Source organism: Aeromonas sp. s11 (assembly GCF_040907945.1).
Classification (GTDB): Bacteria; Pseudomonadota; Gammaproteobacteria; order Enterobacterales; family Aeromonadaceae; genus Aeromonas; species Aeromonas veronii.
Genome location: NZ_JBFOCU010000031.1, coordinates 47,389 through 69,647, shown reverse-complemented (window position 1 = coordinate 69,647; position 22,259 = coordinate 47,389). Strand labels below are relative to the sequence as shown.

The following is a 22,259-nucleotide window of genomic DNA, read 5'->3' as shown; positions in this document are numbered from 1 at the left end:
GCGAGTCGCCAACCCTGAGAGTGGGCAGTATTCAGATATTTCCTCTGAATGGTCAATGAATTGAAGTCAAATCGGTGATGGCGGCCAGATAAATGTGGGCGCTGTTTGGAAACGGAGTGAAAAGACGGATCGCAGCGCCAGCGACATAGGGTCGCTGGCAGGGGAATGGCGGTTCTTATCAGCTGCGCTGGGCTGTTCTGGCCAGGGTGAGGTAATCGCCGAGCACCGGCTCACCCAGCATATGGCGGCGCAGCATGTCGAGGGCGGCAAAGGCGAGGATCTTGCGGCGGCTCTCCGGGTCGGGGTGGCTGACCTTGACCGTCTGACCGATGTGCATGCCATCGGCGCTGAGCATCAGTGGCACCCCCTCTGCGCCCTCTCGCCCAATGGTCAGTTGCAGGCCCGCATCGGTCGTCGGCAGTTGTGCCAGCTCATCGGCCAGTTGCGTGCTGAAGTTGGCCTCCAGCCGGGTATGGCCGTGACAAAGCGCCAGCAGGGCGCCGCCACTCTCCCCCTCCAGCAGAGCCAGTGGCCTGCCTTGCAGCAGCACGAGGATCTGCTGCGCCGGTTCCGTATCTCCGCTGCCAACCAGCCAGGGGTGGATCGTATCCAGCAGTCGGCGCTCTGCACTCTCCATGTCAGCGGTACTGGCGCCGTGGCCGATCAGTTTCAGCTCGATAAGGGGCATGGAGGAGCGGTAACCCAGCTCGATGCTGGCTGGCCAGGGTTCGGCATCCAGCATATCGCTGAGCGCCGACTCCGAGACACCGAAGGTGTAAAAGCGACGCAGCTCGGTATCGATCTGCGCACCGGCCAGCTGTTTGAGGCGCGGCAGAATTTGCTCGCGCACCATCTGTTTGAACTCGAACGGCACGCCCGGGGTGAAGAAGAGCTGACTCTGGCCACTTCGCACCACAAAGCCGCAGGCGGTGCCGACCGGGTTGTCGAGGATTTCGCTCCCCTGTGGCAACCAGGCCTGTTTGGCATTGCTTTGTGCCATGGGGCGACCACGGCTGGCGTAGCGGGCCGTGATGGTAGCAAGCCAGTCGGGGAAAAGGGTGAGCGGCTGTTCAAAGGCCTCGGCTGCCGCCTGAGCAGTGAGGTCGTCGGCAGTGGGCCCGAGCCCGCCACACACCAGCACCACCTCGGCGCGGCTGGCACTCTCTTGCAGCACCGTTTTCAGGTCGGCGAGGTTGTCCCCTACCGTCAGGCGACGGCGCACCTGCCACCCCTGCTCCAGCAGCAGAGCGCTTAGCCAGGCCGCGTTGGTATCCACCACCAGACCCGTCACTATTTCGTCTCCGGTACTGATGATCTCGATACGCATGGCAGGCTCCTTGGATTAAACGGGTGGCAACGGTTGGCCTCGGGCCAACACAATCAGGCTTTGTTGTGCTCGAAGTAGTAGCTGATCCGGGTACGCGGATTGAGGTACTCGAACACGGCGGGCGGCAGCCGTTTGGGGTGGATCACCTTGGCGATCGACAGTTCGGCTTGCTGCAGGTCAATGATGGCCGCTTCCTGACGGGGAATGCGCGGATCGTAGACCAGCACCGAGGGGTAGAGCAGGCGGGAAGCATTGACCGACATCACCAGACCCACCTGACCATTGGAGAGTTGCACCACGCTACCGGGGGGATAGATCCCCATCAACCGGATCAGCATGCTGAGGTACTCCGGATTGAACTGCGCCTTGCGCTGCTTGTAGAGGCCGCTCAGGGCCGAGTAGGGCACCTTGGCCTGCATGTGGCAGAGGTTATCGTACTCGTTGATCAGCGACACCATCTGGGTCAGTGGATCGAGCTGGCCACCTTTGAGCCCTTCCGGCCCGCTGCCATCGAGATATTCATGGTGATGGAGCACGATCCCCTTCGCCTCGGCCGGGAAATCCTTGGCCAGATTGAGCAGATCCAGCCCGTAGCGCGGGTGCTGGGCCATCAGGTTCTGTTCCGGCTTGGTGAGTGGCTCGGTCTTGCGCAGGATCTGGCTCGGGATCTTCAGCTTGCCGATATCGTGGAACAGCGCCCCCATGCCGACCTGACGGATCTCGTCGGCCGTCATGCAGCACTCCTTGGCCAGCAGCATGCTGAGCACGCTCACATTGAGGGAGTGGAAGTAGAGGTTGTTGCCATCCTCGCTGTCGGAGACCAGATGGAGCACCATCTCGTCCACCGAGAGCAGCTGTTCTGTCATGGCGTTGACCAGCTCCTGCGCCTCGCCGATGGCATTGAGGGGGCGGGACTGGATCTTGCTCATCACGCTGCGCACCTGGGCCAGCGACTGCTGAAACTGTTTCTCGCACTGCTGCAGGTTGCGGCGATAGAGTTGCAACTGTTCGATGCGACGATCCTTCTCCTGCTGCATCTGGGCCTGGCGCTGGGCGGCGTCTGCGCTCTCTTGTTGCTGAGGCTGTACCTGATTGAGGGGCTTGGGCGGAACGTCGCTCTTGTCGGGAATGATGGTGACCAGTTTCAGGCCGAGACGGCGGATCAGCTCGATCTCTTCTTCACTTTTGATTTTGAAGCTGGAAAACAGGAACGGGTGTTCGCGCCACCCCAGTGGCAGGGATACATAGTTGCCGACTTGCAGTCGATCTACGGAAATCTTGATACCGGTCATTATCTTGGAAGCAGGAGACACACTGAGCCGTATGCTAGTCAAAGGCGGGGGTGAATACAAAAGGTATCTGATGACAGGGCAGGAGCTTTATTATAGGCTTCTGGATGTCCAGACATATTTACTGATGCAGTACAGGGAGTAAGCATGCCGATCAAGATCCCGGATCAGTTACCCGCCGCCGAAGTGCTGGGGCAGGAGAACATCTTCGTGATGACGGAATCCCGGGCCGTCACCCAGAACATCCGCCCGCTGCGGGTGCTCATCCTCAACCTGATGCCAAAGAAGATTGAGACCGAGATCCAGCTGATGCGGATGCTCTCCAACTCGCCGCTGCAGGTGGATGTGGATCTGCTGCGCATCGATGACAGGGAGTCAAAGAACACGCCTCAGGCCCATCTGGAGAACTTCTATCACGACTTCGAGCAGGTGCGTGGCAATAACTACGACGGCATGATCATCACAGGGGCGCCGCTCGGGCTGGTGGAGTTCGAGGAGGTGGTCTACTGGCCGCGCATCGTCGAGATCATCGAGTGGTCCCATCAGCATGTCACCTCCACCCTGTTCCTCTGCTGGGCGGTGCAGGCGGCGCTGAAAGCCTTGTATGGCATGGAGAAGCAGACCCACGGTGAGAAGCTCTCCGGGGTTTACCGCCACCATCGCCTCGATGAGCACGAGCCGTTGCTGCGCGGTTTCGATGATGAGTTCGTCGCCCCGCACTCCCGTTACGCGGCGTTTGATGGCGATTTGATCCGCACCCAGACCGACTTGCAGATTTTTGCCGAGTCAGAAGAGGCGGGGGTCTATCTGGCGGCGACCAAGGATTGTCGTCAGGTGTTTGTCACCGGGCACCCGGAGTACGATGCCCTGACGCTGGACGGGGAGTATCAGCGGGATCTGGCGGCAGGGCTCGCCCCGGCCATTCCGGTCAACTACTACCCGAATAACGATCCGGGCAAGACCCCGCGCGCCAGCTGGCGCAGCCATGGTCATCTGCTGTTTGCCAACTGGCTCAACTACTACGTTTATCAGCTCACCAGCTATCGGGTGGAAGATATCGGCAAGGTCTTTACCTACGACCAGGGAGGCAAGTAGTCAGTCGCCCTGCGCCAGCCGCTCGGCCAGCTGGTCGAGCCATTGGCGGTGGCAGGCCAGGGTAAACGCCTTGGGTCTGTGGGCCTTGATAGCGGCCATCGCCTCTTGCTGTGGCTGGCCGAGGGTCATCAGCAGCGCGGCGGCGACCAGACCGGTACGACCGCTGCCCCCTTTGCAGTGGATGACCAGATGTTTGCCATCCCCCAGCAGCTCGCGCAGCTGTGGCAGCGCCTGTTGCCAGGCAGCCTCGAAGTCGGCATCGGGGGCCAGATCATCCTCGATGGGCAGATGGAACCAGCGCATCCCTTCGTGCTCGACCTGCTGGCCGAGCTGCGCCAGTTCGAGTCGGATCAACTCGGCGTTTGTCATCAGGGTCACCACCCCGTGGGCACCGGCCAACCGCAGTTGATCGAGCGCCAGGGTCAGCGGCACCTGCTGGGTGCCGGGGCAGGGGGTCAGCAGCAGCTGACCGTCGACACGGGGAACCTCAAGGCTCCAGAAGGGGTGATACGGGTGCATGGCGGATCCTCGCGTGGTGGCCGCAGGGCTGCGGCCGGTGAATGGCGCCAAGGATAGGCGGGGCAGGGGGGATGTCAATGGCCGTTGTGTTTGCCCCGGTTTACGGGCAGAGTCTAAAAAATTGAGCGGTTCAAGGAGTTAAGATGAGAAACCTGGATCAACTGGATTTGGATATCCTGGCCCATCTGTTTCGGGATGCGGGCATGACCAACAAGGATCTGGCCGCGCTGGTGGGCGTTGCTCCCTCCACCTGTCTGGAGCGGGTGCGCAAGCTGCAGCAGGATGGCGTGCTCAAGGGAGCGCACTGCGAAGTGGATTATCAGGCCCTCGGTGGCCATATTCAGGCCATGGTCTCCCTGCAGCTGGCCCGCCACAGCCGTCAGATCATCGATGCTTTCCGCGATGCCATTCTGGCGCTGCCCGAAGTGATCAGTCTGTTCCACATGGGCGGCAAGGATGATTTTCTGGTGCACCTCTGTGTCTCTGATACCGAGCACCTGCGCAACTTCGTCTTCGATCACTTCACCTCCCGCGAGGAGGTGGTGCACCTCGAAACCTCGCTGGTATTCGAGCACAAGTTCAGCCGCTCCCTGCCCTGCTTTCCCCAGCCATAACGGCCAGTGGGCCGACGGTATGGATAGATGGAAAAAACCGCCAGCTGGCGGTTTTTTCTAGTCTGCTATGGGTTGAATCTGTACGGGGTGTTCAATTGGCGGCGGTGCGTTCATCCTTGGCCGTCTGATAGAGACTCTTCTGATAGGCCATGCTGCCCCACAGGGCAAGACCGAGGGCATCCTCCTTCAAGGCGTCCGGCTGCGCCGCCAGGGTCAGCTTCTCGCTGGCATCATCGTAGACATAGCCCTCTGCCGCCCGTTCCGGTTGCAGGATCACCACATCCTTGCCGCGCATCAGGGCGAAGTTCTTGTCGTACTGCATGATGGCGCGCCCCGGCCAGTCGGCAGGCATGCGGGTCAGATCCTTGCCAAGCATAGGGTAGTCGGCACTGATCCCCATCAAGGAGAGCAGGGTCGGCGCCATATCGATCTGGCTGACGATGCGCGGATCCTTTCTCGGTGCAATACCGTCGCCCACGATAACCCCCGGAATATGGAAGCGGGGGATGGGCACCAGACTGGCGCCACCGACCCGGCTGTCGTGATCGGCGATGACCAGGAACAGGGTGTCCTTCCAGTATTCGGACTGTTTCGCCCTCTTGAAGAACTCGCCGATGGCGTAATCCGCATACTTGGCCGCGTTGTTGCGGGTCTGCTTGGGCTGCTCGAAGAGTTCGATGCGGTTGTCCGGGAATTCAAACGGATCGTGGTTGCTGGAGCTGAACACCAGACTGAAGAAGGGTTTGCCCTCCTTGTGAAGCGCCTTGAAGGTCTCGTCGGCCTTGGTCATCAGATCCTCGTCGGAGGCGCCCCAGGAGCCCTTGAACACCGGATTGTCGAAATCCTTCTGTTCGACGATGGTGGTGAAGCCGTTGCCGAGGAAGAAGCTGCGCATGTTGTCGAAGTGACTCTCGCCGCCATAAATAAAGCTGGTGTCGTAACCCCGCTGTTTGAGCAGGTCCGCGATGGTGAAGAAGTTGGTCTGGCTCTTGCCGAGTTTGACCACCGCCTGTGCCGGGGTAGGCGTGAAGCCGGTCAGTACCGCCTCGATACCGCGCACCGAGCGGGTGCCGGTGGCGTAGAGCTGCTCGAAGGCCCAGCCCTGCTGCGACAGAGCATCGATGTTGGGGGTGAGCGGCAGACCGCCGAGGGAACCGACAAACTGGGCGCCCAGACTCTCCTGCAGCAGGATCACCAGATTCTTCGGTTTACCCCGGAAGCTCGCCTGGTTGAAGGTCTGGCTGGGCAGCAGATCGGAGTTGAAATCACTGGCCGGACGGCCACTCTCCTTGCGCATGACCTCGAGCACCTTCTGAGGGGTCATCTCACCGTAAAACTGGCCGGCATCCTCCTCGGCGCCCATCTGTTTGATGGCAAAGAAGAGGGAGTAGGCGGAGTTGACGGTGAGCGAGTTGACCAGCGGATCCTCGGCAAAGGCGACCATGGCCGGGTTCAGGGCGCGGTGGCCGAGACTGGAGCGGGCACCGAGAAAACCTATGGCCAGAATGAGTAGGGCGAAGGCTGGACGCAGATACCCGCGGGGGAAGCTGAGGCCACGCACCAGTCGGCTGCTCAGCCACCAACCGCCGGTCAGCACGGCGCCACTGAAGAGTAACGCCAGCAGCAGCTCGGCTTTGCGCCCCGCCCACAGCATGGCGAACACCTCTTTCGGATAGATGAGGTACTCCACATAGAGACGGTTGGGACGCACGCCATATTCGGTGACAAACGAGGGGGTGGAGATCTCGAGGAACAGCATCAGCCAGAGTCCGACGGTCAGCCAGACGCGCATCAGTTGCAGCCAGCCCCGGCCGATGGCATGGGGGCCTGCCAGCAGCAGAGTGAGCATGGCGGGGACACCCCAGATCCAGCAGAGGGTCGCAAAGTCGACCCGGATCCCTTGCAGCAGCATCTCCTGCCAACCGGCCACGGCATCCACCCGTTCCAGTTGCCAGAGACCGAGGGCGATTCGGCTGAAAGAGAGAGAGAAAAGCGCGAGCGCGCAGAAGACGGCGAAGGGCCAGAACGGGCCGAGTCGCTGTTTTAGATTTGTCATGTTTGTTCCTGAATGAGACTCTAAACGTCTGTCCACAGACGTTTTTTTAGTTGTTGTGAGGTTATGACAGATCGAATTGGTTAAGGTTGCATTCAAGTTTGTTAAAAGTCGGCATTAACACATTTATCATCCAGAAGTGTGATGTCACGCCACTAATGAGCACAGCATAATCTGCTGGGTAAAATGTGAGCCACAGCGTGTATGGATGGGGAGCTGGTGTTTATAATTGCCGCGAATTATCTCAATCGGAGCCGAAGGGATGCCGGTCTTTATCGATGTCGAGTATGTGCGGGGATGGCGCCTGTTTCTGGTGTTATCGGATGGCACCACGGGTGTGCTGGATCTGACCCCCTGGCGAACCCAGCCGCTGTTTGCAAAGCTGGAGAGCGAGCGTCACTGCGCCCGGGTCTTCATCAACCGTCACCACCAGCTGGAGTGGCCTGTTGGCTGCACGCTATCCGCTCATGAGGTCTATCACCTCATCTCTCCCATCGATGAGCGGGAAGCCTTCAGCTAATCCCCATTTTTTGTGAGCCAACGCCAGATTCCTGTTACTGGAATGTTTGCCCGTTTGCCTTTCTGAGCCAACTTGGGTAAAACCTGCGCAACATTTTGCCAACTTGCCTTCGCTTCACCTGACAGAGGCTTGCCGCTTTCGCGCAGCAGGCCTTTTTTGCGGCCTGATGGCAAACCTTTCCCTTGCTGAAAGGTTTGGTTGGTTGAATGAAAATAACAAAACAAACAAATACATAAGGAAAATGTATGGCTTGTCATATGCGCACACCCCTTGCCCTGCTGGTTGGTGGGCTCGCCTGTCACGGCGCTGCCGGTCAGGAATCGGTGCAACAGCTGGATCCCATGGTGGTGGTGGCAACCCGCCCCGCCAGCACCCTGGAGGTGACACTGGATCCCAAGAAGCCCGGTTCCCCCATGCCCGCTGCCGACGGCGCCGGTTATCTGAAGAATGTCACCGGCATGAGCATGGTGCGCAAAGGGGGGCTTGGTGGCGACCCTGTACTGCGGGGGATGGGGATGTCCCGCCTCAACGTGCAGATGGATGGCGGCATGCTGGCCGGTGGGTGTGGTGGCCGGATGGACCCGCCCACCGCCTATGTGTTCCCCCAATCCTTTGACCGGATCCGGGTGCTGAAGGGGCCACAATCCCTCGAGCAGGGTGCCACCCTGGCGGGAACCGTGCTGTTCGAGCGGGACAGACCCGAGTTCACCGCACCGGGCCTCAAGGCCGATGCCTCGGCCCTCTATGGCAGCTTTGGCCGTGATGATCAGATGGTGGATATGACGGCGGGCTCGACCGACGGTTATCTGCGCGGTCAGTTCACCCACTCCGACAGCGATGATTACCGCGATGGTCACGGTAACAAGGTGCGATCTTTCTATCGCCGCGAGAACGGCACCGCCCAGCTGGGCTGGACGCCGGGGGAGCACACCTGGCTGGAACTGACCGCCGAGCGCAGCAACGCCCGCGCCGCCTATGCGGACCGCACCATGGATGGTCCCATGTTTGATCGCGAATCCTTCGGGCTGAAGCTCAAGCAGGAGCAGATCACCACTCACTGGCAGCGCAGCGAGCTGACCCTGTGGGACAACTATATCGACCACATCATGGACAACTTCAGCCTGCGGCAAAACAGCACTCCTAAATCCCTGAGAAACCCTGATCGCCGCAATACCGGCGGCCGCTGGGCCAACGACATCGCCTTGCCAGCAGACTGGCTGCTGACAGCCGGGCTCGACAGCAACCGGGATCAGCACCGCAGTCGGAGTGGGGTCGACTATGCCACCAAAGATCGTCAGCGCACCCTGCGTTTCGAGCAGCAGGGCGGCTTCGCCGAACTGGGTCGTCAGCAGGGGGCCCACAGCTACAAGGGCGGTTATCGTCAGGATAGGCTAGAGACCACCAGTTATGGCGCCGGTGAACAGACCCTCTACAGCGATACCCTGAGTCTTAACAGCGGGTTTGGCCGCTACGAATATCAGTGGTCGCCACGCTGGTCCAGCTATCTGGCCTGGGGTCAGGCAGAGCGGGCGCCGGACTATTGGGAGCGCAGCAAGGACAGCACCCCGTTCACCCTCAACCCGGAGCGCAGCCGCCAGTGGGACGCAGGGCTGGCTCTGCGCAGCCGCGAGCTGGACCTGACCCTCTCCCTCTTTAGCGCCAACATCAAGGATTACCTGCTCTACAACAGCAAGTCGAACCAGGTGCGCAATATCGATGCCCAGACCCGGGGTGGCGAGCTGGAGGGGCGCTGGCAGTTTGCCGAGCAGTGGCGTCTCGATGGTGGTCTGGCGGTGGTCTATGGCGAAAACCAGAGCGACAACAAATCGCTGGCCCAGATGCCGCCCCTCGATGGCAAGCTGGCGTTGGGCTGGCAGCCGGACGAAGCGCTGAGCTTCACCCTGCTGGGCCGCGCCATGGCGGCGCAGGATCGGGTAGATCTCTGGTCCGGCACCGTTGCGGGTCAGGATCAGGGGGAGACTCCGGGCTTCTTCACCATGAACCTGAGCGGCGCCTGGCAGTTTGCCAAGGGTTGGCAGCTCTCGGCCGGGGTAGACAACCTGTTCGGCACCTTCTACTACGAGCACCTCTCCAAGTCGGTGCACAGCAGTCAGGCCGGGTTGGGCTATGAACAGAGCGGCCGCATTCCCGAGCCGGGTCGTGCCTACTGGATCTCGGTCAACTACCGCTTTGCCTCCGACGGCGTGCTCTGAGCAAGACGAGCGGGTAACGTTTTCAGTCACAGACCCCTCTGCGAGCGCTCGCTATCATGGCGAAAAGCAGGTGCATTTAGACACTTGTGCTCACAGCGGGAACATGACAATGAAACAGGGAACGTTGCGTTATGGCGGCCTCATCGGGGCCGCCCTGTTACTCGCCGCCTGCGGCGGCAGTGGAAGTTCTGGCGGGGGGAGTACGCCTCCCGTCGTCAATCCGCCTGTTACTCACCCTCCGGTTGCCACGGCCAGTCGGGCCTGCTACGGCGATGAGCAACTCGCCTGCAATCTGCGCATCTATCAGGTAATTGTGGAGTCGTTTGCCGATGGTGACGGCAGTGCCAACTACGGCGTCGGCTATGGCCCCTCCCAGCACAACGGCGATCTGCAGGGGATCATCGACAGTCTCGACCACATCAAGAGTCTCAACGTCAACGCTATCTGGCTCACCCCGGTGTTCGACTCCTGCGCGGGGCAAGGCGGTGATAACAAGCTCGATGCCACCGGCTACTTCGCCTGCGACTTTTTTACCGTGGATCCCAACTTTGGCAGCAATGCCAAGCTCAAACAGCTGGTGGATGGGGCGCACCAGCGCGGCCTCTATGTCTTCCTCGACGGGGTGTTTGGCCACGTCAACAAGGTAGGGGTGAGCAAGCCCTCGCCAGAGGGGCGTCTGCCAGCCCTCACCAGCGGCGGTGCGGATTATCCCGGCCAGCTGGTGGATTACAGCAAGCCGGAGAGCCTCGCCTACTTCAAGGAGGTGGCCCGCTACTGGGTCGAGCAGTACGGCATCGACGGCTGGCGCCTCGATCAGGCCTATCAGCTTGGGCTGGATGATTGGCGCGCCATTCGCAGCGAGGTGGAGCAGGCCAGCGCAGCGCGCAAGGCCGCCGGTCAGCAGTGGGGCACTCTTGGCTACATGGTGGGCGAGGTGTGGAAGGGGGCTGACGACATTCGCGCCCAGGCTTACGGCAGCAGCGACAATCCGGCGCTCTCCTCAGCCTTTGACTTCCCGTTGCGTTACGGCATCCTGCAGGCACTGGCGGTGGAGGAGTCCGGCAAGGGCGGGCAGGGGGCCAGCGTGCTCGATGCCAGCTGGAACAAGGTGGAGAACTACCCGAATCACGCCATGCCGAACCTGATGCTGGGCAACCACGATCTGGTGCGTTTTGGCGATCTGCTGGAGCGCGGCAACTTCAAATCGACCGAGTACTGGCAGCGCCACAAGGCAGCCTTCAGCTTTATGGCGGCTCGCTCCGGCCCGATTACCTTCTACTATGGCGAGGAGTTTGGCGACGAGGTGCCGGGCTTTGCCGCCAAGGTCGGTGGTGACTGCGCAGCGCAGGGCTTGTGCGACGATCATGTGGCCCGCAGCGATGGCAAGGTGCCCGCTGTCACCGGTTTTGTGCCAAGTAGCGAACAGGCCGAGCTGAAAGAGTGGCTGGCCCAGCTGCTGGCAATGCGCGCTGCGCACCCCGCCCTCTATCAGGGGGAGCGAGTCAAACTGGTGGCCGAGGGCAGTCTCTATGGTGACATCAAGCAGACGGCAGGCGAACAGATAGTCTACCTGCTCAACCTCTCCACCACGGCGCTCAGCTACAGCCTGCCAGCGGGCAAACTGCGCAGCGGCAGCGCGCTGGTGGATCTGCAAAGCGGCGAGAGTCTGGCCATCGGTGGCAGCAGCGTGACGGTGGAGATACCGCCCTTGAGCGGGCGTTTCCTGCGTCTGCAATAAGTCAGCCGCAGCACGCTTTGATATGAGAGAGGGCCCCATCGCGGGGCCCTCTCTGTCATTGTGGGCGACAAAGTCATGGCGGGGTTATGCGGTGCTCTGGCCCCGGTTTTCCAGCCGCTGGCGGAAGGCGCGGGCCAGTCGCTCGTAGAGATCCTGCGCCTCCTTGTCTTCGATATCGCCGCGGATCCAGGGGTTGTCGACGATCTCCAGCAGCACGCAGTCGCGCCCCTGCTGGCGCAAGTCGAGCCCGTAGAGACCATTGCCGAGCTGATGCACTGCGCGGCGAGCGGTCTGCAGTACCCGCTCCGGCACCTCGTTAAGCGGCAGCGCCTCGATGCGGCTCATGTCGAGGGGGTGCTTGCGGCGGCGAATGCGGTTGCCGGGTTCGGGCCGGTAGCGGCGGCAGGCAAACAGCGGCGAGCCATCGAGAAAGCCGATGCGCCAGTCGAACTCGGCGGGGATCCGGCTCTGCACCAGCAGCAGGGCGGATCTACCCAGCCCCTCGTCCAGCAGGCGGGCCAGCTGCTGCTCGTCGCTGGCCATGGCGAGATCGCGCCCCTGCGCCCCGTCGGGCACCTTCACCATCAGCGGCAGGCCGAGCCGCTGTACCAGCTCGTCCACATGGTGGCGGCCGCGGCGGGTCACCACCATGGTGGGCGGCATGGGCACGCCGCTGCGCACCATCAGCTCGTAGAGGTAGAGTTTGTTGCTGCAGGCGAGGATGGCGCGGGAGCTGTCGATCACCGGCATCTTGAGCTGCTCGGCACGGTGGGCAAATTCGAAGGTGTAGTGGCCGACTGCGGTTTCGGCACGCAGCCAGAGGGTGTCGAACTCCGGCAGCCGCTCGATGGCCGACGGTGGCAGGATCTCGGCCCGGATGCCTTGAGCGGCAGCAGCACGGATAAAGCGCTCCAGCGCCAGCCCGTCACTGCTGGCACGGCCATCATCGGGGTCGACCAGAATGGCGAGCTGGTAGAGCGGCGCCGCCTGCTCCTCATCACCGGAGCCCACCAGCGCCTGGGCGTGGTGCAGCATCAACTCTTTCTCGCTTGGGCTCAGCTCCAGCGGTGACAGGCTCTGCTGCTGGCGCACGGACCAGCCGTGGCGGCCGCGCTTGAGGGTCAGCTCCTGCAGCGGTAGCTGGCTCAGGCCATAGTAGTAGCGGGCCAGCCCCGCGAGCTCGCTCTGTTCACACTGGCCGAAGATGGCGCGCACTCGAATCCGATCCTCGCTCTGCTGGGCCAGCCATCCCTGCGCCTTGCGCCACAGCTTGGCCGGTGGCTGCTGGGGTTGCAGTCGGCTGATGGCTTGCAGACCCGGCAGGCAGTGGTGGCCGCGGGCCTGGGCCAGCAGCGAGCAGTAGTAGCCTGCGCTCAGGTGTTCCAGATTGCGGCAGAGGTTGATGATGCGGGGTCGGCCGCCGGTGGTCGGCACGCCATGTTGCAGATAGGTGCGGGCGGTCAGCAGATAATCGGCATGGCAAGGCCAGTCGCCCAGCTCTTCGACGATGACATAGGTACTCATATTTTCGGCTCCACAGATCAGACTGCCTGAACAGGCAGGATCCCCAGTGGGCTTCGATGCACCGACAAGCACGACAATGGCGCGAGGGGAAACAAGAGGTTACAGTGCCTAATATGACGCCTTGGTAACTTGTGATACAAGTCGCATTTTTGGTGCTGAGGATAAATAACCGAACAAGGACTCCCCGTGTTGACCGTACGTGCGGCCCGAACCGATGATCTGGGCGCCATCGTTAATCTGGAACGCTACTGTTTTCCTCCCGAAGTCGCCTTTGGCCGCAGCCGCTGGCACTATCTGCTGGCCCACGCCAAGGGGCGCACCCTGTTGCTGCTGGACGAGAAACATCAGCTGATGGGCTATCTCTGCCTGCTGGAGCACAGAGGCTGGGATCGGCTGGTCATTCAGGCGCTGGCCATCCGCTGGACGGTGCGCCGTCTGGGCTGGGCCCGCCGTCTGCTGGAGCAGGTGATCTGCGAGGGCAAGGCCGCGGGATGGGGGGCAATTCGCCTCGAAGTGGGGGACGCCAACGAAGAAGCGTTGGCGCTCTATCAGGGGTTGGGATTTCGTCCCCAGCAGCGGCTGGCGGACTACTATGGCCGCGACCAGCACGCCCACCGGCTGGTGCTGCCGCTGGTGAGCGACGAGGAGCGTGAGCGGCGCAGAGTGGCTCGCACTCAGGCGCGCAAGCCCTCTGCGCAGGCCAACTGACCATATTGAACGAGCAGAATCGAGGAGCAGGATGAGCTGCGACAACTGTCTTGCCACCGCCATCAGGGCCAAGCTGGGGCGCTGCCCGGTCTGTGCCATCCAGACCTTTGTCATCGGTCTGAGTGGCTGGCTGGTCTGGTGGTGGTGCGGCGCCGACACCTCGGTCAACGCCCTCACCGGCCTGCTGTTTGCGCTGGGTGGCTCGGGCCTGTTGCTGCTCCATCTGGTGGTATTTGTCTGGCGCAAGGCGACCGGACGTGAATTGAGCGATGAATGAATCTTAATAGATTCAAACAGATAAATAACAATATCGGTGTAGATATGGAGGTTCAGATGATTGCAATGGTAACGGGCGCCTCGTCCGGTTTTGGTGAAGCTATCAGCCGCCAGCTGGTGCAGGCGGGCTACAAGGTGATCGGTACCGGTCGCCGTGCCGAGCGGTTGGCTGCGCTGGCTGACGAGCTGGGCGAGCAGTTCCTGCCGCTGGCGTTCGATGTGCAGGACAAGGCGGCTACCCGCGCTGCCATCGCTGCTCTGCCTGCCGCCTGGAGCGAGGTGGATCTGCTGGTCAACAACGCCGGTCTGGCGCTGGGGCTGGAGCCGGCCCACAAGGCGGATCTGGAAGATTGGGAGCAGATGATCGCCACCAACATCAGCGGTCTGACTCTGCTCACCCGCTTGCTGCTGCCGGGCATGGTGGCGCGCAATCGCGGCCATGTCATCAACATCGGCTCCATCGCGGGCACCTACCCCTATCCGGGCGGCAATGTCTACGGCGCCACCAAGGCGTTCGTGAAGCAGTTCAGCCTCAACCTGCGCGCCGATCTGGCGGGCACCGCCATCCGCGTCACCAACGTGGAGCCGGGCCTGTGCGGCGGCACCGAGTTCTCCAACGTGCGCTTCCACGGTGACGATGCCAAGGCGGCCTCCGTCTATCAGGGGGTGGAGGCGATCCAGCCGGAAGATATCGCCAATACCGTGCTCTGGGTGAGCCAGCAGCCGGCCCACGTCAACATCAACAGCATCGAGATCATGCCGGTGGCCCAGACCTTCGGCCCGCTCAATATCAGCCGCCGCTGATCGCTGGATTGGCTGAAACGAAAGAGGCTCCCTTGGGAGCCTCTTTGCGTTGGCGAGCCGATTAGAGGCTCATGATCTTCTTGAACTCCTCCGGCGAATACTTCTTCTCGCTGCGCTTGGTGAGATCCGTCATCAGCTTGTAGCGCAGCGTTTTGGCCATCTGATAGGTCTGCTCCAACTGGCCATAGGAGTAGTCTGCGGCCAGCCCGAGCGCGGTGGCCTTGTCGCTGGCATAGGCCTGCTTAAGGCTTTGGTCGAGCAGGGCCACCTCCTTGTAGAGCTTGTTGCTCTCCTTGCTCCAGACGCCGCGCAGCAGCGGCAGGTACTTGTCCGGATCGGCGCTGGCCAGCGCGGTCAGGCTGCGGAACTGCCAGTAGGCGGAATCATCGGAGTAGCTGTCGCTGCCGGTGCGATAGGGCAGGGGATAGTTTTCCAGGGTGTTGTAGAGCGGCACCATCACAGATTCGGCCAGCACGCCGTAACTCTGCCAGATGAGCCCCTGCAGCTCTTTGGGCATCTCCTTGCGCAGCTGGATGACGTGGGATTCGAGCTGGCGATCGATGCGGATCGGCCTCTCCGCCTTGCCCGCTAGCGGCGTGCCCTCATAGGTGGCGCTCAGCAGCCTGGCCACGTCCGGCACGGCGATGGGGGCATCCGGCTTCATAAACAGTGGATATTGTGCCTGCCGGGTCGGCTGCGGATGGCTGGCGGTCAGCATTTTCTGGCCGAGCCACTCCCGATCCACGTTGTAGGGGTCGGCAATCACCCCGAACGCCTTGGCGAAGTTGAACTCTTTCGGGTCGGCGTTATCCAGCAGTTTGTGCTCGCGCACGAACTCCAGCAGCTTGGGCGAGTGCAGCACATCGGCGCTGTCGAGACTGACGCCGTGAATGCGCAGGCCGTTGGCCACCATGGCGTAGCTGTCGTCCGGCACCCGCACCGCGATCCAGTGGTGGCCGGAGCCAATCTCCATCAGCCAGGCTTCGTTCACATCTGCCAGATAGAGGCTGTTGCCCTCACCGGCGCCATATTGCTCCACATAGCGGCCGAGCAGCTCGACCCCCTCTTTGGCCGTCCTGGCCTGCGGCAGGATCAGGGTCGGGATGATGGCTTCAATCACTCCCTTCTCGATCAGCGGATCGGCTTTCCGGGCCTTGTCGTTGACCTCGGCACTGGTGGTGGCCGAGATGGCGACGTTGAACTCGTTGATGCCGCGCTCCTCATAATATTTGCCTGCCGGGTCGCTGGTTGTGGCATCCCAGTCGTGGATGGCGGAGTAGGCGAAAAATGCCTTGGGCATCGGCACTTCCAGCCCGTTGCCCAGCTTCCAGACCTTGCCCTCGTTCTGCTGCGCGGGCCGGAAGGCGAGGTACTTGTTCCAGTTGTTGACGCCAAAATCCTCGTTTCTGGCGATCATCACGCTGCCATCGGCACTGGCGCCCTTGCCGACGATAAGGCCGGTACAGGCGTCGGCACTGGTGCCAAGCAGGGTGAGCAGGGTGGCAGAGAGAAGACTCAAGGTGTGTTTTTTCATAGGTGTACCCGAAGGGTTGCGGTGAGTGAGAGTCAGACGAGGGGATGAGGTGTGGGGAGGCTGCAACTCCGAACTGGCAGCGGAGTGAGCACGACAGATTGGTCTGCCTGTTATTGGTTTTGCGAACAGATCATCCATGACACGGCTGGCTGGTTGTGATGTGCGCCAAAATTGTATTCCCGAGTGGTTGTTTATTTTGTGATCGAGCTGCGGTTCCTGACTTTTCTCTGGCATCGTGGCGCGTGGACGGCAAAATGTGCCAAAACAGCGTGAGCTGGCAGCAGATGAGTCATGATTCTGACGCCTGCTTGCGAGGGATGCGTGGTGAGATCCGCCATATCTCTGGATCTCGTACTATCTGACAAGTTGGCCTGTAACTTGCTGGTTTAATTGATAATGGTGGGGCCTGACGCCCCATGTGACCGGATCAGCCTGTGCTCATTGCCGCAGATGCGCACCGAATTGGAGCCCCCATGGATATCAAACCCTACAGCCAGCAGCTTGCCCAGAGCGCATCCAACAACCGCGCCCTCGCCACCCTCAACAGTGCCAGTAGCGGCGGTCAGGGTGGTGGCTGGGAGGAGATGGTCAGCCTCTCCACCCAACGCATGACCGGTCAGGCCCAGCAGGTGCTGACCTACGAACATCTGGCCAAGAACAACAAGCTGCCGCCGGCGCTGGATATGAGCTCCGACAAGGGGGGCGTGGTGCAGCAGCTGGTGGACAAGGCGCTTGGTTTCGATCGCAAGAAGTTCAACGAGATCGAAGAGAAGCTCAAGACCATCGCCGATAACAAGAAGCTGACGCCGGAAGAGCGGGCAGAGCAGAGCAAGGCGCTCAACGAGCAGCGAGAGGCGATGCTCAAGGAGGCGATGGATCGCCTGACCGGCAAGAAGAGCTCATCCAAAGATGAGGCCAAAACTGCCTGATCCTGCCGCTGTTCTGAGATCTACCCGGTCGGCACCGATGGGCCAGTGTCGACCGCCGATGGGCAAGCTTCTGCCACCTCTTTTGACCTCACCTCCCCACAGGCGCACAATGTTCGCGCATTGAGCCAGTCGAGGAGTCCGCCGTGTACAACTTCCAATATGCCAATCCGACCCGTATCTGTTTCGGCGAGGGGCAGATCGCTAGCCTGCCCGAACTGATCCCGCCCGGCAGCCGGCTGCTGGTGCTCTACGGCGGTGGCAGCATCAAGCAAAACGGCGTCTATGAGCAGCTGACCCGGGCGCTGGAAGGGGTGACGTGGCAGGAGTTTTCCGGCATCGGCGCTAACCCCAGATTCGAGCTGTTGATGGAGGCGGTGGCGCAGGTGAAGCGCGAGCGCATCGACTTCCTGCTGGCGGTCGGTGGTGGCTCGGTAGTCGATGGCACCAAGTTTGTTGCGGCGGCCGCCTGCTACGAGGGGGATGATCCCTGGGATATCTGCGGCAAACAGGCGAGTGTGCACAAGGCGCTGCCGATGGGCTGTGTGCTGACCCTGCCAGCCACCGGCTCCGAGAGCAATCCCACCTCGGTGGTGAGCCGGGGGGATGTGAAGATCTCCTTCAGAAGCTCGCTGGTGCAGCCGCAATTTGCGGTGCTCGATCCGGCGACCACCTACAGTCTGCCGCCGCGCCAGACCGGCAATGGAGTGGTGGATGCCTTCGTCCATATTGCCGAGCAGTACCTCACCTTTCCGGTGGGAGGCGAGGTACAGGATCGGCTGGCGGAAGGTTTGCTGCAGGTGTTGGTGGAGAACGGCCCCAAGGCGCTGGCGGAGCCGACCAACTATCAGGTGCGGGCCAATCTGATGTGGGCCGCCAGTCTGGCGCTCAACGGCCTTATCGGCTGCGGGGTGCCGCAGGATTGGGCCTCTCACGCCATCGGTCATCAGCTGACGGCGCTTTACGGGCTGGACCACGGCCAGAGCCTGGCGGTGGTGCTCCCCTCACTGCTGCGTGAGCGAGCGAGCCAGAAGCAGGACAAGCTGGCTCAGTTTGCCGAACGGGTGTGGCATTCGACCCGCGAGGACAAGGCCCTGCGCATCGAAGAGGCGATTATCCGCACCGAGCAATTCTTCCAGAAGATGGGATTGGGTACCCGGCTGGCTGACTATGGCCTCAGCGAAAGTTGCATTCCGGCGGTCTGCTCCAACCTCAAGCGGGTGGGGCGCACCGCACTTGGGGAGCTGCAGGATATCGATCCGGATCGGGTGGCGCGCATTCTCGCCCGGGCGCTATAAGCCGGCGTCGATTTGTTTCCCTGGCTGATGCATTTTCCCAATTAAAGAGGGCCGCTTGTTGCGGCCCTCTTGTATGACGGGTTAGCCGATCACTCGGTGCGTGCCTTCAGATAACCGGCGTAATCCGGGATCTGTACGCTGAACGCTTGCCGCATATGGGGGCTGTCCATGATGAAGTCGGCGGTCGCTTCGTTGGTGGCGACCGGGATGTTCCAGACTGCCGCGAGGCGCAGCAGCGCCTTCACGTCCGGATCGTGCGGCACCGCATTGAGGGGATCCCAGAAGAAGATCAGTACGTCGATCTTCCCTTCGGCGATCAGGGCGCCGAGCTGCTGGTCGCCCCCCATGGGGCCGGAGAAGAGGCAGGTTATGGGTAGTTGCGCCTTCTTGCCGAGCATGGTGCCGGTGGTGCCGGTCGCATAGAGATGGTGCAGCTTGAGCTCCTCCTTGCGACGCATCACCCAGTTCAGCAGAGGGGTCTTCATATTGTCGTGAGCCACCAGTGCAACCCGTTTGTGGGGCGCCATCTCGCGTGCAATCTGTTCCATGGAAATCGTCCGTAGCATTGTTATTTGCAGAGAGCCGTATCCTAATCGAAAGCGGCGCCCGTTGCCTTGCTGGGCGCCGTAACTGTGATCACTTCGACTGTTCAATCCACTGCTTGTTCTTCTGCTCCAGCACCGAGATGGGCAGCATGCCGTATTCCAGCACATGGTGGTGGAACGCCTTGAGGTCAAAGCCTCCGCCCAGAGCCTGCTCGGCCGACTCCCGCATCCGGATCAGCGCCAGCTGGCCCGCTTTGTAGGAGGTCGCCTGGCCAGTGTAGGCCATGTATCGCGGTACCTCGGAGCTGATGTCCCCAGCACCCAATGCCGAGTTCTCCTTCATGTAGTTGACGGCCTGATCGTGGCTCCAGCCATACCAGTGGATACCGGTATCCACTACTAGCCGCATCGCCCTGAGCATCTCCTCGTTGAGGCGGCCAAAGTATTGCAACTGGTTGTTGAAGGCGGAAGATCCCTCGACCTTCACGTCTCCCACCGCCGGATCGTAGAGACCGCGCCCCTGATAGAGCCCCATGTCGTGATCCGCCAGGTACTCGGTGTAGAGCGCCCAGCCCTCCGCATAGGAGGTGTAGGAGGCGTTAGCCACGTACTGCGGGAAGTCGGGATCCTTGGCGGCTAGCTCCTGGGCGATGGTGACCTGGAAGTGGTGACCCGGCGCCGCCTCGTGGGCCAGCAGGGTGCTGATGTTCCAGCTCTGCAGACCATAGGGGTAGTATGTGTTGAGGAAGAACTGCCCCTTGCGGCCGGTCTGCGGGTTGCCGTCCTGATACCAGGCTACCCCGCCGTATGGCGCATCTTGATAGGAGACGGGCACCACCTCGTAATCCAGTTTGGGAATGGTACGTTCGGCATCGAAGAAGTCTGGCAGCACCAGTGCTGCTTTGCTCTTGAAGACGTTGTACTCCTGCTGTGCCCGCTCGTGTTCGGCCAGCGCCTGCTGCTGTGGCCCGCTCAACGTCGCCCTGGCTGCATTGTCCGGGTTGAGGCCGGCGGACCAGACCTCTAGCGGGTTCTGATAGAAGAAGGCCGGCTCGTTCAGATAGCGGAAGAAGGCGTAGATCTGGCCGCTCTGCTTGCTCTGGCTCACGTCGTCGCTGTCACACTTGCCGACGGAATGGCATACCTTGACCATGGCAGCGAAGATCCGCTCTACCTCGCTCAATCCCAGCTCATGTACCTGCTCGGGTGTCATATTGGTGGTGGTGTGCTTCTTCAGCAGCCAGCGATACCAGTCTCGCCCGTTGGTCATGCCGCAGAAGCCATCATCACACTCGCCACTACCCAAGCGCACTGCATAGGCGCCGCCATGCTGGTAATCCAGATAGTCGCGCAGCGCCATATAGCGGGTGTTGATGCTGTCCAACACGGCTTTGTAGTCTGCTCGCAGTGTGGCATCGGCATCCCCCGGCAACTGCTGCCAGCCGAGGTTGGAGCCGGCGATCGCCTCCCCATCCAGCTTGCTGTTGAGCTGGGCCAGCAGCCGGTCTACCAGCTCATCAGGCAAGGTGTTGCCTTGAACACTGGCCAGCTCGAACTGGTGTTTCACCTCGGCAAGATAGACATCATAGGCCTTGAGCCAGGTGAGGTGTTCCTGATACCAGGCCAGCGGGGTCATTGTTGTCTTTGCTCGAGTTGCCATTGCAAGTGCCGGAGCTGTGTCTGTGCGGTCGAGATCCCGTCGCCATGCGCCATCACTCGGCGTGACCCTGTCGGCCGAGCTGTGCTCGAAATAGTCGAAGTCACCGCTGACGGTGCGAGCCGCTTTGCCGCTGGCAGGGGCTGCGCCGACGTCATCTGCCAGATCCACCACGCGGTTGCGGAAGTGATGGATCGGGATCTGGGATTGGGGTAAATCGTATCCTTCAAGATTGATCTGCAAGTCCCAGCGGATCATGTCGTAGAACAGCCGATCCCGCTCACTTAGCACCGTGGGATCCAGAGCATTCAGTCGTTGGAGCAGTGAACTGTCGAGTGCTTTGCGCTTGGCGATGCTGGTGGCATCGATGGCAAAACCGTAGGGGTCGAGCGATTGGCTCTCGCGCAGGGCCTCATCCATGGTTTGCATCAGGGATGCTTTGGTGGCTGCGGGATCTGCAGGTGCGTTCGAGCTGTTGTCATTGCAGGCGGCAAGAGACAGGGCAATGGCGCAGGCTAGCGCGAGCTTGTTGGGTAGGAAGTGCATGATGTAGTCCTTTCACATGTTGTTATTGTATGTCCCTGTGAGGGGCCCCAATAGTGCAACTCCCAAGCGTCTGTTTTTGCGATCTGAATAGCAAAAATACGCTTATTTTTCATGCTGATAAGTGGCGTGAAAAGCTATGCAGCCAGACATTAAAAAACCCGCCTGAGCGGGTTTTTTAACCGTTTTTTCATGCCATAACTATTCAGGATGAACCGTGGTGCAGTTGCGACTGCTGGTAGTTCTCCAGCCCGATGCGATCGATAAGGTCTAGCTGGGTCTCCAGCCAGTCCACGTGCTCCTCCTCATCCTCCAGGATCTCCTGGAACAGGTCGCGGCTGATGTAATCCTGCACCGATTCGGCGTAGGCAATGGCCACTTTCAGGTCGGGAATGGCATCCATCTCCAGCGAGAGGTCGCAGCGCAGCATCTCTTCCACGGTTTCACCGATGCGCAGCTTGCCGAGATCCTGCAGGTTGGGCAGCCCTTCGAGAAACAGCACCCGCTTGACGAGCTCGTCGGCGTGCTTCATCTCGTCGATGGATTCGTGGTACTCCTTGTGCCCGAGCGCCTTGAGGCCCCAGTCATCGTAGATGCGGGCATGCAGGAAGTATTGGTTGATGGCAATCAGCTCATTGGCCAGCACCTTGTTGAGGTGGGCAATGATCTTGGGATCTCCTTTCATCGACAGTGCTCCTTGGTTCGTGCCTGAGGCTTCGATCGTTAGAGCTTAGTCCAGAAAAGTGACAACAAGAGGTCTGGCGAGCCAGCTCGCCTGAGAAAAGGGGTGACCCTGTTGGCGGGTCGCATCAGAAAAGAGGTGTCCGGATCAGGCCACTTCGTAGTAGAGCACGGGTTGCTCCTGCTCCATCTTGTCGAGTTCGGCGGCGATGATCTCCATGGTCATGCGCACGCATTTGCCACATTGGGCGCCCACCTCGAGCGACTGCTTGAGTTGGCGGAACTCGCTTTTACCTGACTGCACCGCTTTGCGGATCTGGGTATCTGTGATGCCGCGGCACAAACAGACGTACATGATGGTCACCTCTTGTGGAATGAGATGAAATCTAAATGAG

At 61.0% G+C, this 22,259-nt stretch carries 21 protein-coding genes; 10 read left to right on the top strand and 11 right to left on the bottom strand.

The genetic code is table 11. The features are described 5' to 3' along the window. Positions 1 to 178 precede the first annotated feature (178 nt). Both AB5Y84_RS09720 and AB5Y84_RS09715 read right to left on the bottom strand, forming a co-directional pair. The gene (locus AB5Y84_RS09720) at positions 179 to 1,327 is read right to left on the bottom strand and encodes a CinA family nicotinamide mononucleotide deamidase-related protein (protein WP_368176848.1); all 1,149 of its coding nucleotides are present in this window, start codon (positions 1,325 to 1,327) and stop codon (positions 179 to 181) included. Positions 1,328 to 1,380: 53 nt separating this feature from the next. Next, entirely contained in the window at positions 1,381 to 2,619 is a 1,239-nt protein-coding gene (locus tag AB5Y84_RS09715) for a DUF3391 domain-containing protein (RefSeq protein ID WP_005336014.1), read from the bottom strand. 144 nt (positions 2,620 to 2,763) lie between these two features. Between AB5Y84_RS09715 and metA the strand changes: the two genes are divergently transcribed. Continuing rightward, positions 2,764 to 3,711 carry a homoserine O-succinyltransferase gene (metA, locus tag AB5Y84_RS09710; RefSeq protein ID WP_368176847.1) on the top strand — a complete coding sequence of 316 codons (948 nt, stop codon included), beginning with the start codon at positions 2,764 to 2,766 and terminating at the stop codon, positions 3,709 to 3,711. Here the strand turns inward: metA and AB5Y84_RS09705 are convergent, their stop codons facing one another. Further along, positions 3,712 to 4,230, bottom strand: coding sequence for a cyclin-dependent kinase inhibitor 3 family protein (locus tag AB5Y84_RS09705; protein ID WP_368176846.1), 519 nt, complete (start codon positions 4,228 to 4,230; stop codon positions 3,712 to 3,714). Positions 4,231 to 4,373: 143 nt separating this feature from the next. On the opposite strand from AB5Y84_RS09705, the gene AB5Y84_RS09700 reads away from it, so the two are divergent. Then, on the top strand, positions 4,374 to 4,844 hold the full coding sequence (locus AB5Y84_RS09700; RefSeq protein ID WP_005336001.1) for an Lrp/AsnC family transcriptional regulator: 471 nt from the start codon (positions 4,374 to 4,376) through the stop codon (positions 4,842 to 4,844). A gap of 91 nt (positions 4,845 to 4,935) precedes the next feature. Here the strand turns inward: AB5Y84_RS09700 and AB5Y84_RS09695 are convergent, their stop codons facing one another. Continuing rightward, entirely contained in the window at positions 4,936 to 6,900 is a 1,965-nt protein-coding gene (locus AB5Y84_RS09695; RefSeq protein WP_274161356.1) for an LTA synthase family protein, read from the bottom strand. A 259-nt stretch (positions 6,901 to 7,159) separates the two neighbouring features. Here AB5Y84_RS09695 and AB5Y84_RS09690 point away from each other — a divergent pair, with 259 nt between their 5' ends. Then, positions 7,160 to 7,417 (top strand): DUF2442 domain-containing protein, encoded by a 258-nt coding sequence (locus AB5Y84_RS09690; protein WP_005335997.1) that lies wholly within the window; start codon positions 7,160 to 7,162, stop codon positions 7,415 to 7,417. Here AB5Y84_RS09690 and AB5Y84_RS09685 read toward each other — a convergent pair. Next, positions 7,414 to 7,674: a hypothetical protein gene (locus AB5Y84_RS09685; RefSeq protein WP_139495143.1), complete on the bottom strand. Its 261-nt coding sequence runs from the start codon at positions 7,672 to 7,674 to the stop codon at positions 7,414 to 7,416. The genes AB5Y84_RS09690 and AB5Y84_RS09685 overlap by 4 nt on opposite strands. On the opposite strand from AB5Y84_RS09685, the gene AB5Y84_RS09680 reads away from it, so the two are divergent. Both AB5Y84_RS09680 and AB5Y84_RS09675 read left to right on the top strand, forming a co-directional pair. Continuing rightward, positions 7,663 to 9,630: a TonB-dependent copper receptor gene (locus AB5Y84_RS09680; RefSeq protein WP_368176845.1), complete on the top strand. Its 1,968-nt coding sequence runs from the start codon at positions 7,663 to 7,665 to the stop codon at positions 9,628 to 9,630. The genes AB5Y84_RS09685 and AB5Y84_RS09680 overlap by 12 nt on opposite strands. Positions 9,631 to 9,739: 109 nt before the next feature. Further along, positions 9,740 to 11,368: an alpha-amylase family glycosyl hydrolase gene (locus AB5Y84_RS09675; RefSeq protein ID WP_368176844.1), complete on the top strand. Its 1,629-nt coding sequence runs from the start codon at positions 9,740 to 9,742 to the stop codon at positions 11,366 to 11,368. A gap of 84 nt (positions 11,369 to 11,452) precedes the next feature. Here AB5Y84_RS09675 and AB5Y84_RS09670 read toward each other — a convergent pair whose 3' ends face one another. Then, positions 11,453 to 12,892 (bottom strand): RimK family protein, encoded by a 1,440-nt coding sequence (locus tag AB5Y84_RS09670; RefSeq protein WP_368176843.1) that lies wholly within the window; start codon positions 12,890 to 12,892, stop codon positions 11,453 to 11,455. A gap of 186 nt (positions 12,893 to 13,078) precedes the next feature. On the opposite strand from AB5Y84_RS09670, the gene AB5Y84_RS09665 reads away from it, so the two are divergent. The 3 genes from AB5Y84_RS09665 to AB5Y84_RS09655 are packed head-to-tail and all read left to right on the top strand — an operon-like array spanning position 13,079 to position 14,680. Then, entirely contained in the window at positions 13,079 to 13,600 is a 522-nt protein-coding gene (locus tag AB5Y84_RS09665) for a GNAT family N-acetyltransferase (RefSeq protein WP_151285841.1), read from the top strand. Positions 13,601 to 13,631: 31 nt separating this feature from the next. Next, entirely contained in the window at positions 13,632 to 13,877 is a 246-nt protein-coding gene (locus AB5Y84_RS09660; RefSeq protein ID WP_040067114.1) for a DUF3624 family protein, read from the top strand. Positions 13,878 to 13,933: 56 nt separating this feature from the next. Then, entirely contained in the window at positions 13,934 to 14,680 is a 747-nt protein-coding gene (locus AB5Y84_RS09655; RefSeq protein WP_216980039.1) for an SDR family oxidoreductase, read from the top strand. Between the two features lie 61 nt (positions 14,681 to 14,741). On the opposite strand, the gene AB5Y84_RS09650 is transcribed toward AB5Y84_RS09655, so the two are convergent. Next, positions 14,742 to 16,214, bottom strand: coding sequence for a C69 family dipeptidase (locus tag AB5Y84_RS09650; protein WP_368176842.1), 1,473 nt, complete (start codon positions 16,212 to 16,214; stop codon positions 14,742 to 14,744). Between the two features lie 473 nt (positions 16,215 to 16,687). Between AB5Y84_RS09650 and AB5Y84_RS09645 the strand changes: the two genes are divergently transcribed. After that, entirely contained in the window at positions 16,688 to 17,143 is a 456-nt protein-coding gene (locus AB5Y84_RS09645) for a hypothetical protein (RefSeq protein WP_368176841.1), read from the top strand. 143 nt (positions 17,144 to 17,286) lie between these two features. Further along, positions 17,287 to 18,438 carry an iron-containing alcohol dehydrogenase gene (locus AB5Y84_RS09640; protein ID WP_162504474.1) on the top strand — a complete coding sequence of 384 codons (1,152 nt, stop codon included), beginning with the start codon at positions 17,287 to 17,289 and terminating at the stop codon, positions 18,436 to 18,438. Between the two features lie 89 nt (positions 18,439 to 18,527). On the opposite strand, the gene AB5Y84_RS09635 is transcribed toward AB5Y84_RS09640, so the two are convergent. From AB5Y84_RS09635 to AB5Y84_RS09620, 4 genes are all read right to left on the bottom strand, one after another. Next, complete coding sequence (locus AB5Y84_RS09635; protein ID WP_005363178.1) at positions 18,528 to 18,986, bottom strand: methylglyoxal synthase; 459 nt, start codon at positions 18,984 to 18,986, stop codon at positions 18,528 to 18,530. Positions 18,987 to 19,074: 88 nt separating this feature from the next. Then, positions 19,075 to 21,186: a DUF885 family protein gene (locus tag AB5Y84_RS09630; protein WP_368176840.1), complete on the bottom strand. Its 2,112-nt coding sequence runs from the start codon at positions 21,184 to 21,186 to the stop codon at positions 19,075 to 19,077. A 202-nt stretch (positions 21,187 to 21,388) separates the two neighbouring features. After that, a complete protein-coding gene (gene bfr / locus AB5Y84_RS09625) occupies positions 21,389 to 21,868 on the bottom strand; it encodes a bacterioferritin (protein ID WP_005335967.1) in 480 nt (159 codons plus the stop codon). Positions 21,869 to 22,012: 144 nt separating this feature from the next. Next, on the bottom strand, positions 22,013 to 22,219 hold the full coding sequence (locus AB5Y84_RS09620; RefSeq protein WP_005335965.1) for a bacterioferritin-associated ferredoxin: 207 nt from the start codon (positions 22,217 to 22,219) through the stop codon (positions 22,013 to 22,015). Positions 22,220 to 22,259 lie beyond the last annotated feature (40 nt).

What these genes read in the sequence shown, in the direction of transcription:
- AB5Y84_RS09630 (WP_368176840.1), bottom strand. Translation starts at nt 21,186, where the DNA reads ATGCACTTCCTACCCAACAAGCTCGCGCTAGCCTGCGCCATTGCCCTG.
- bfr (WP_005335967.1), bottom strand. Translation starts at nt 21,868, where the DNA reads ATGAAAGGAGATCCCAAGATCATTGCCCACCTCAACAAGGTGCTGGCC.
- AB5Y84_RS09680 (WP_368176845.1), top strand. Translation starts at nt 7,663, where the DNA reads ATGGCTTGTCATATGCGCACACCCCTTGCCCTGCTGGTTGGTGGGCTC.
- AB5Y84_RS09635 (WP_005363178.1), bottom strand. Translation starts at nt 18,986, where the DNA reads ATGGAACAGATTGCACGCGAGATGGCGCCCCACAAACGGGTTGCACTG.
- AB5Y84_RS09700 (WP_005336001.1), top strand. Translation starts at nt 4,374, where the DNA reads ATGAGAAACCTGGATCAACTGGATTTGGATATCCTGGCCCATCTGTTT.
- metA (WP_368176847.1), top strand. Translation starts at nt 2,764, where the DNA reads ATGCCGATCAAGATCCCGGATCAGTTACCCGCCGCCGAAGTGCTGGGG.
- AB5Y84_RS09695 (WP_274161356.1), bottom strand. Translation starts at nt 6,900, where the DNA reads ATGACAAATCTAAAACAGCGACTCGGCCCGTTCTGGCCCTTCGCCGTC.
- AB5Y84_RS09675 (WP_368176844.1), top strand. Translation starts at nt 9,740, where the DNA reads ATGAAACAGGGAACGTTGCGTTATGGCGGCCTCATCGGGGCCGCCCTG.
- AB5Y84_RS09715 (WP_005336014.1), bottom strand. Translation starts at nt 2,619, where the DNA reads ATGACCGGTATCAAGATTTCCGTAGATCGACTGCAAGTCGGCAACTAT.
- AB5Y84_RS09620 (WP_005335965.1), bottom strand. Translation starts at nt 22,219, where the DNA reads ATGTACGTCTGTTTGTGCCGCGGCATCACAGATACCCAGATCCGCAAA.
- AB5Y84_RS09655 (WP_216980039.1), top strand. Translation starts at nt 13,934, where the DNA reads ATGATTGCAATGGTAACGGGCGCCTCGTCCGGTTTTGGTGAAGCTATC.
- AB5Y84_RS09645 (WP_368176841.1), top strand. Translation starts at nt 16,688, where the DNA reads ATGGATATCAAACCCTACAGCCAGCAGCTTGCCCAGAGCGCATCCAAC.
- AB5Y84_RS09670 (WP_368176843.1), bottom strand. Translation starts at nt 12,892, where the DNA reads ATGAGTACCTATGTCATCGTCGAAGAGCTGGGCGACTGGCCTTGCCAT.
- AB5Y84_RS09705 (WP_368176846.1), bottom strand. Translation starts at nt 4,230, where the DNA reads ATGCACCCGTATCACCCCTTCTGGAGCCTTGAGGTTCCCCGTGTCGAC.
- AB5Y84_RS09660 (WP_040067114.1), top strand. Translation starts at nt 13,632, where the DNA reads ATGAGCTGCGACAACTGTCTTGCCACCGCCATCAGGGCCAAGCTGGGG.
- AB5Y84_RS09720 (WP_368176848.1), bottom strand. Translation starts at nt 1,327, where the DNA reads ATGCGTATCGAGATCATCAGTACCGGAGACGAAATAGTGACGGGTCTG.
- AB5Y84_RS09650 (WP_368176842.1), bottom strand. Translation starts at nt 16,214, where the DNA reads ATGAAAAAACACACCTTGAGTCTTCTCTCTGCCACCCTGCTCACCCTG.
- AB5Y84_RS09685 (WP_139495143.1), bottom strand. Translation starts at nt 7,674, where the DNA reads ATGACAAGCCATACATTTTCCTTATGTATTTGTTTGTTTTGTTATTTT.
- AB5Y84_RS09690 (WP_005335997.1), top strand. Translation starts at nt 7,160, where the DNA reads ATGCCGGTCTTTATCGATGTCGAGTATGTGCGGGGATGGCGCCTGTTT.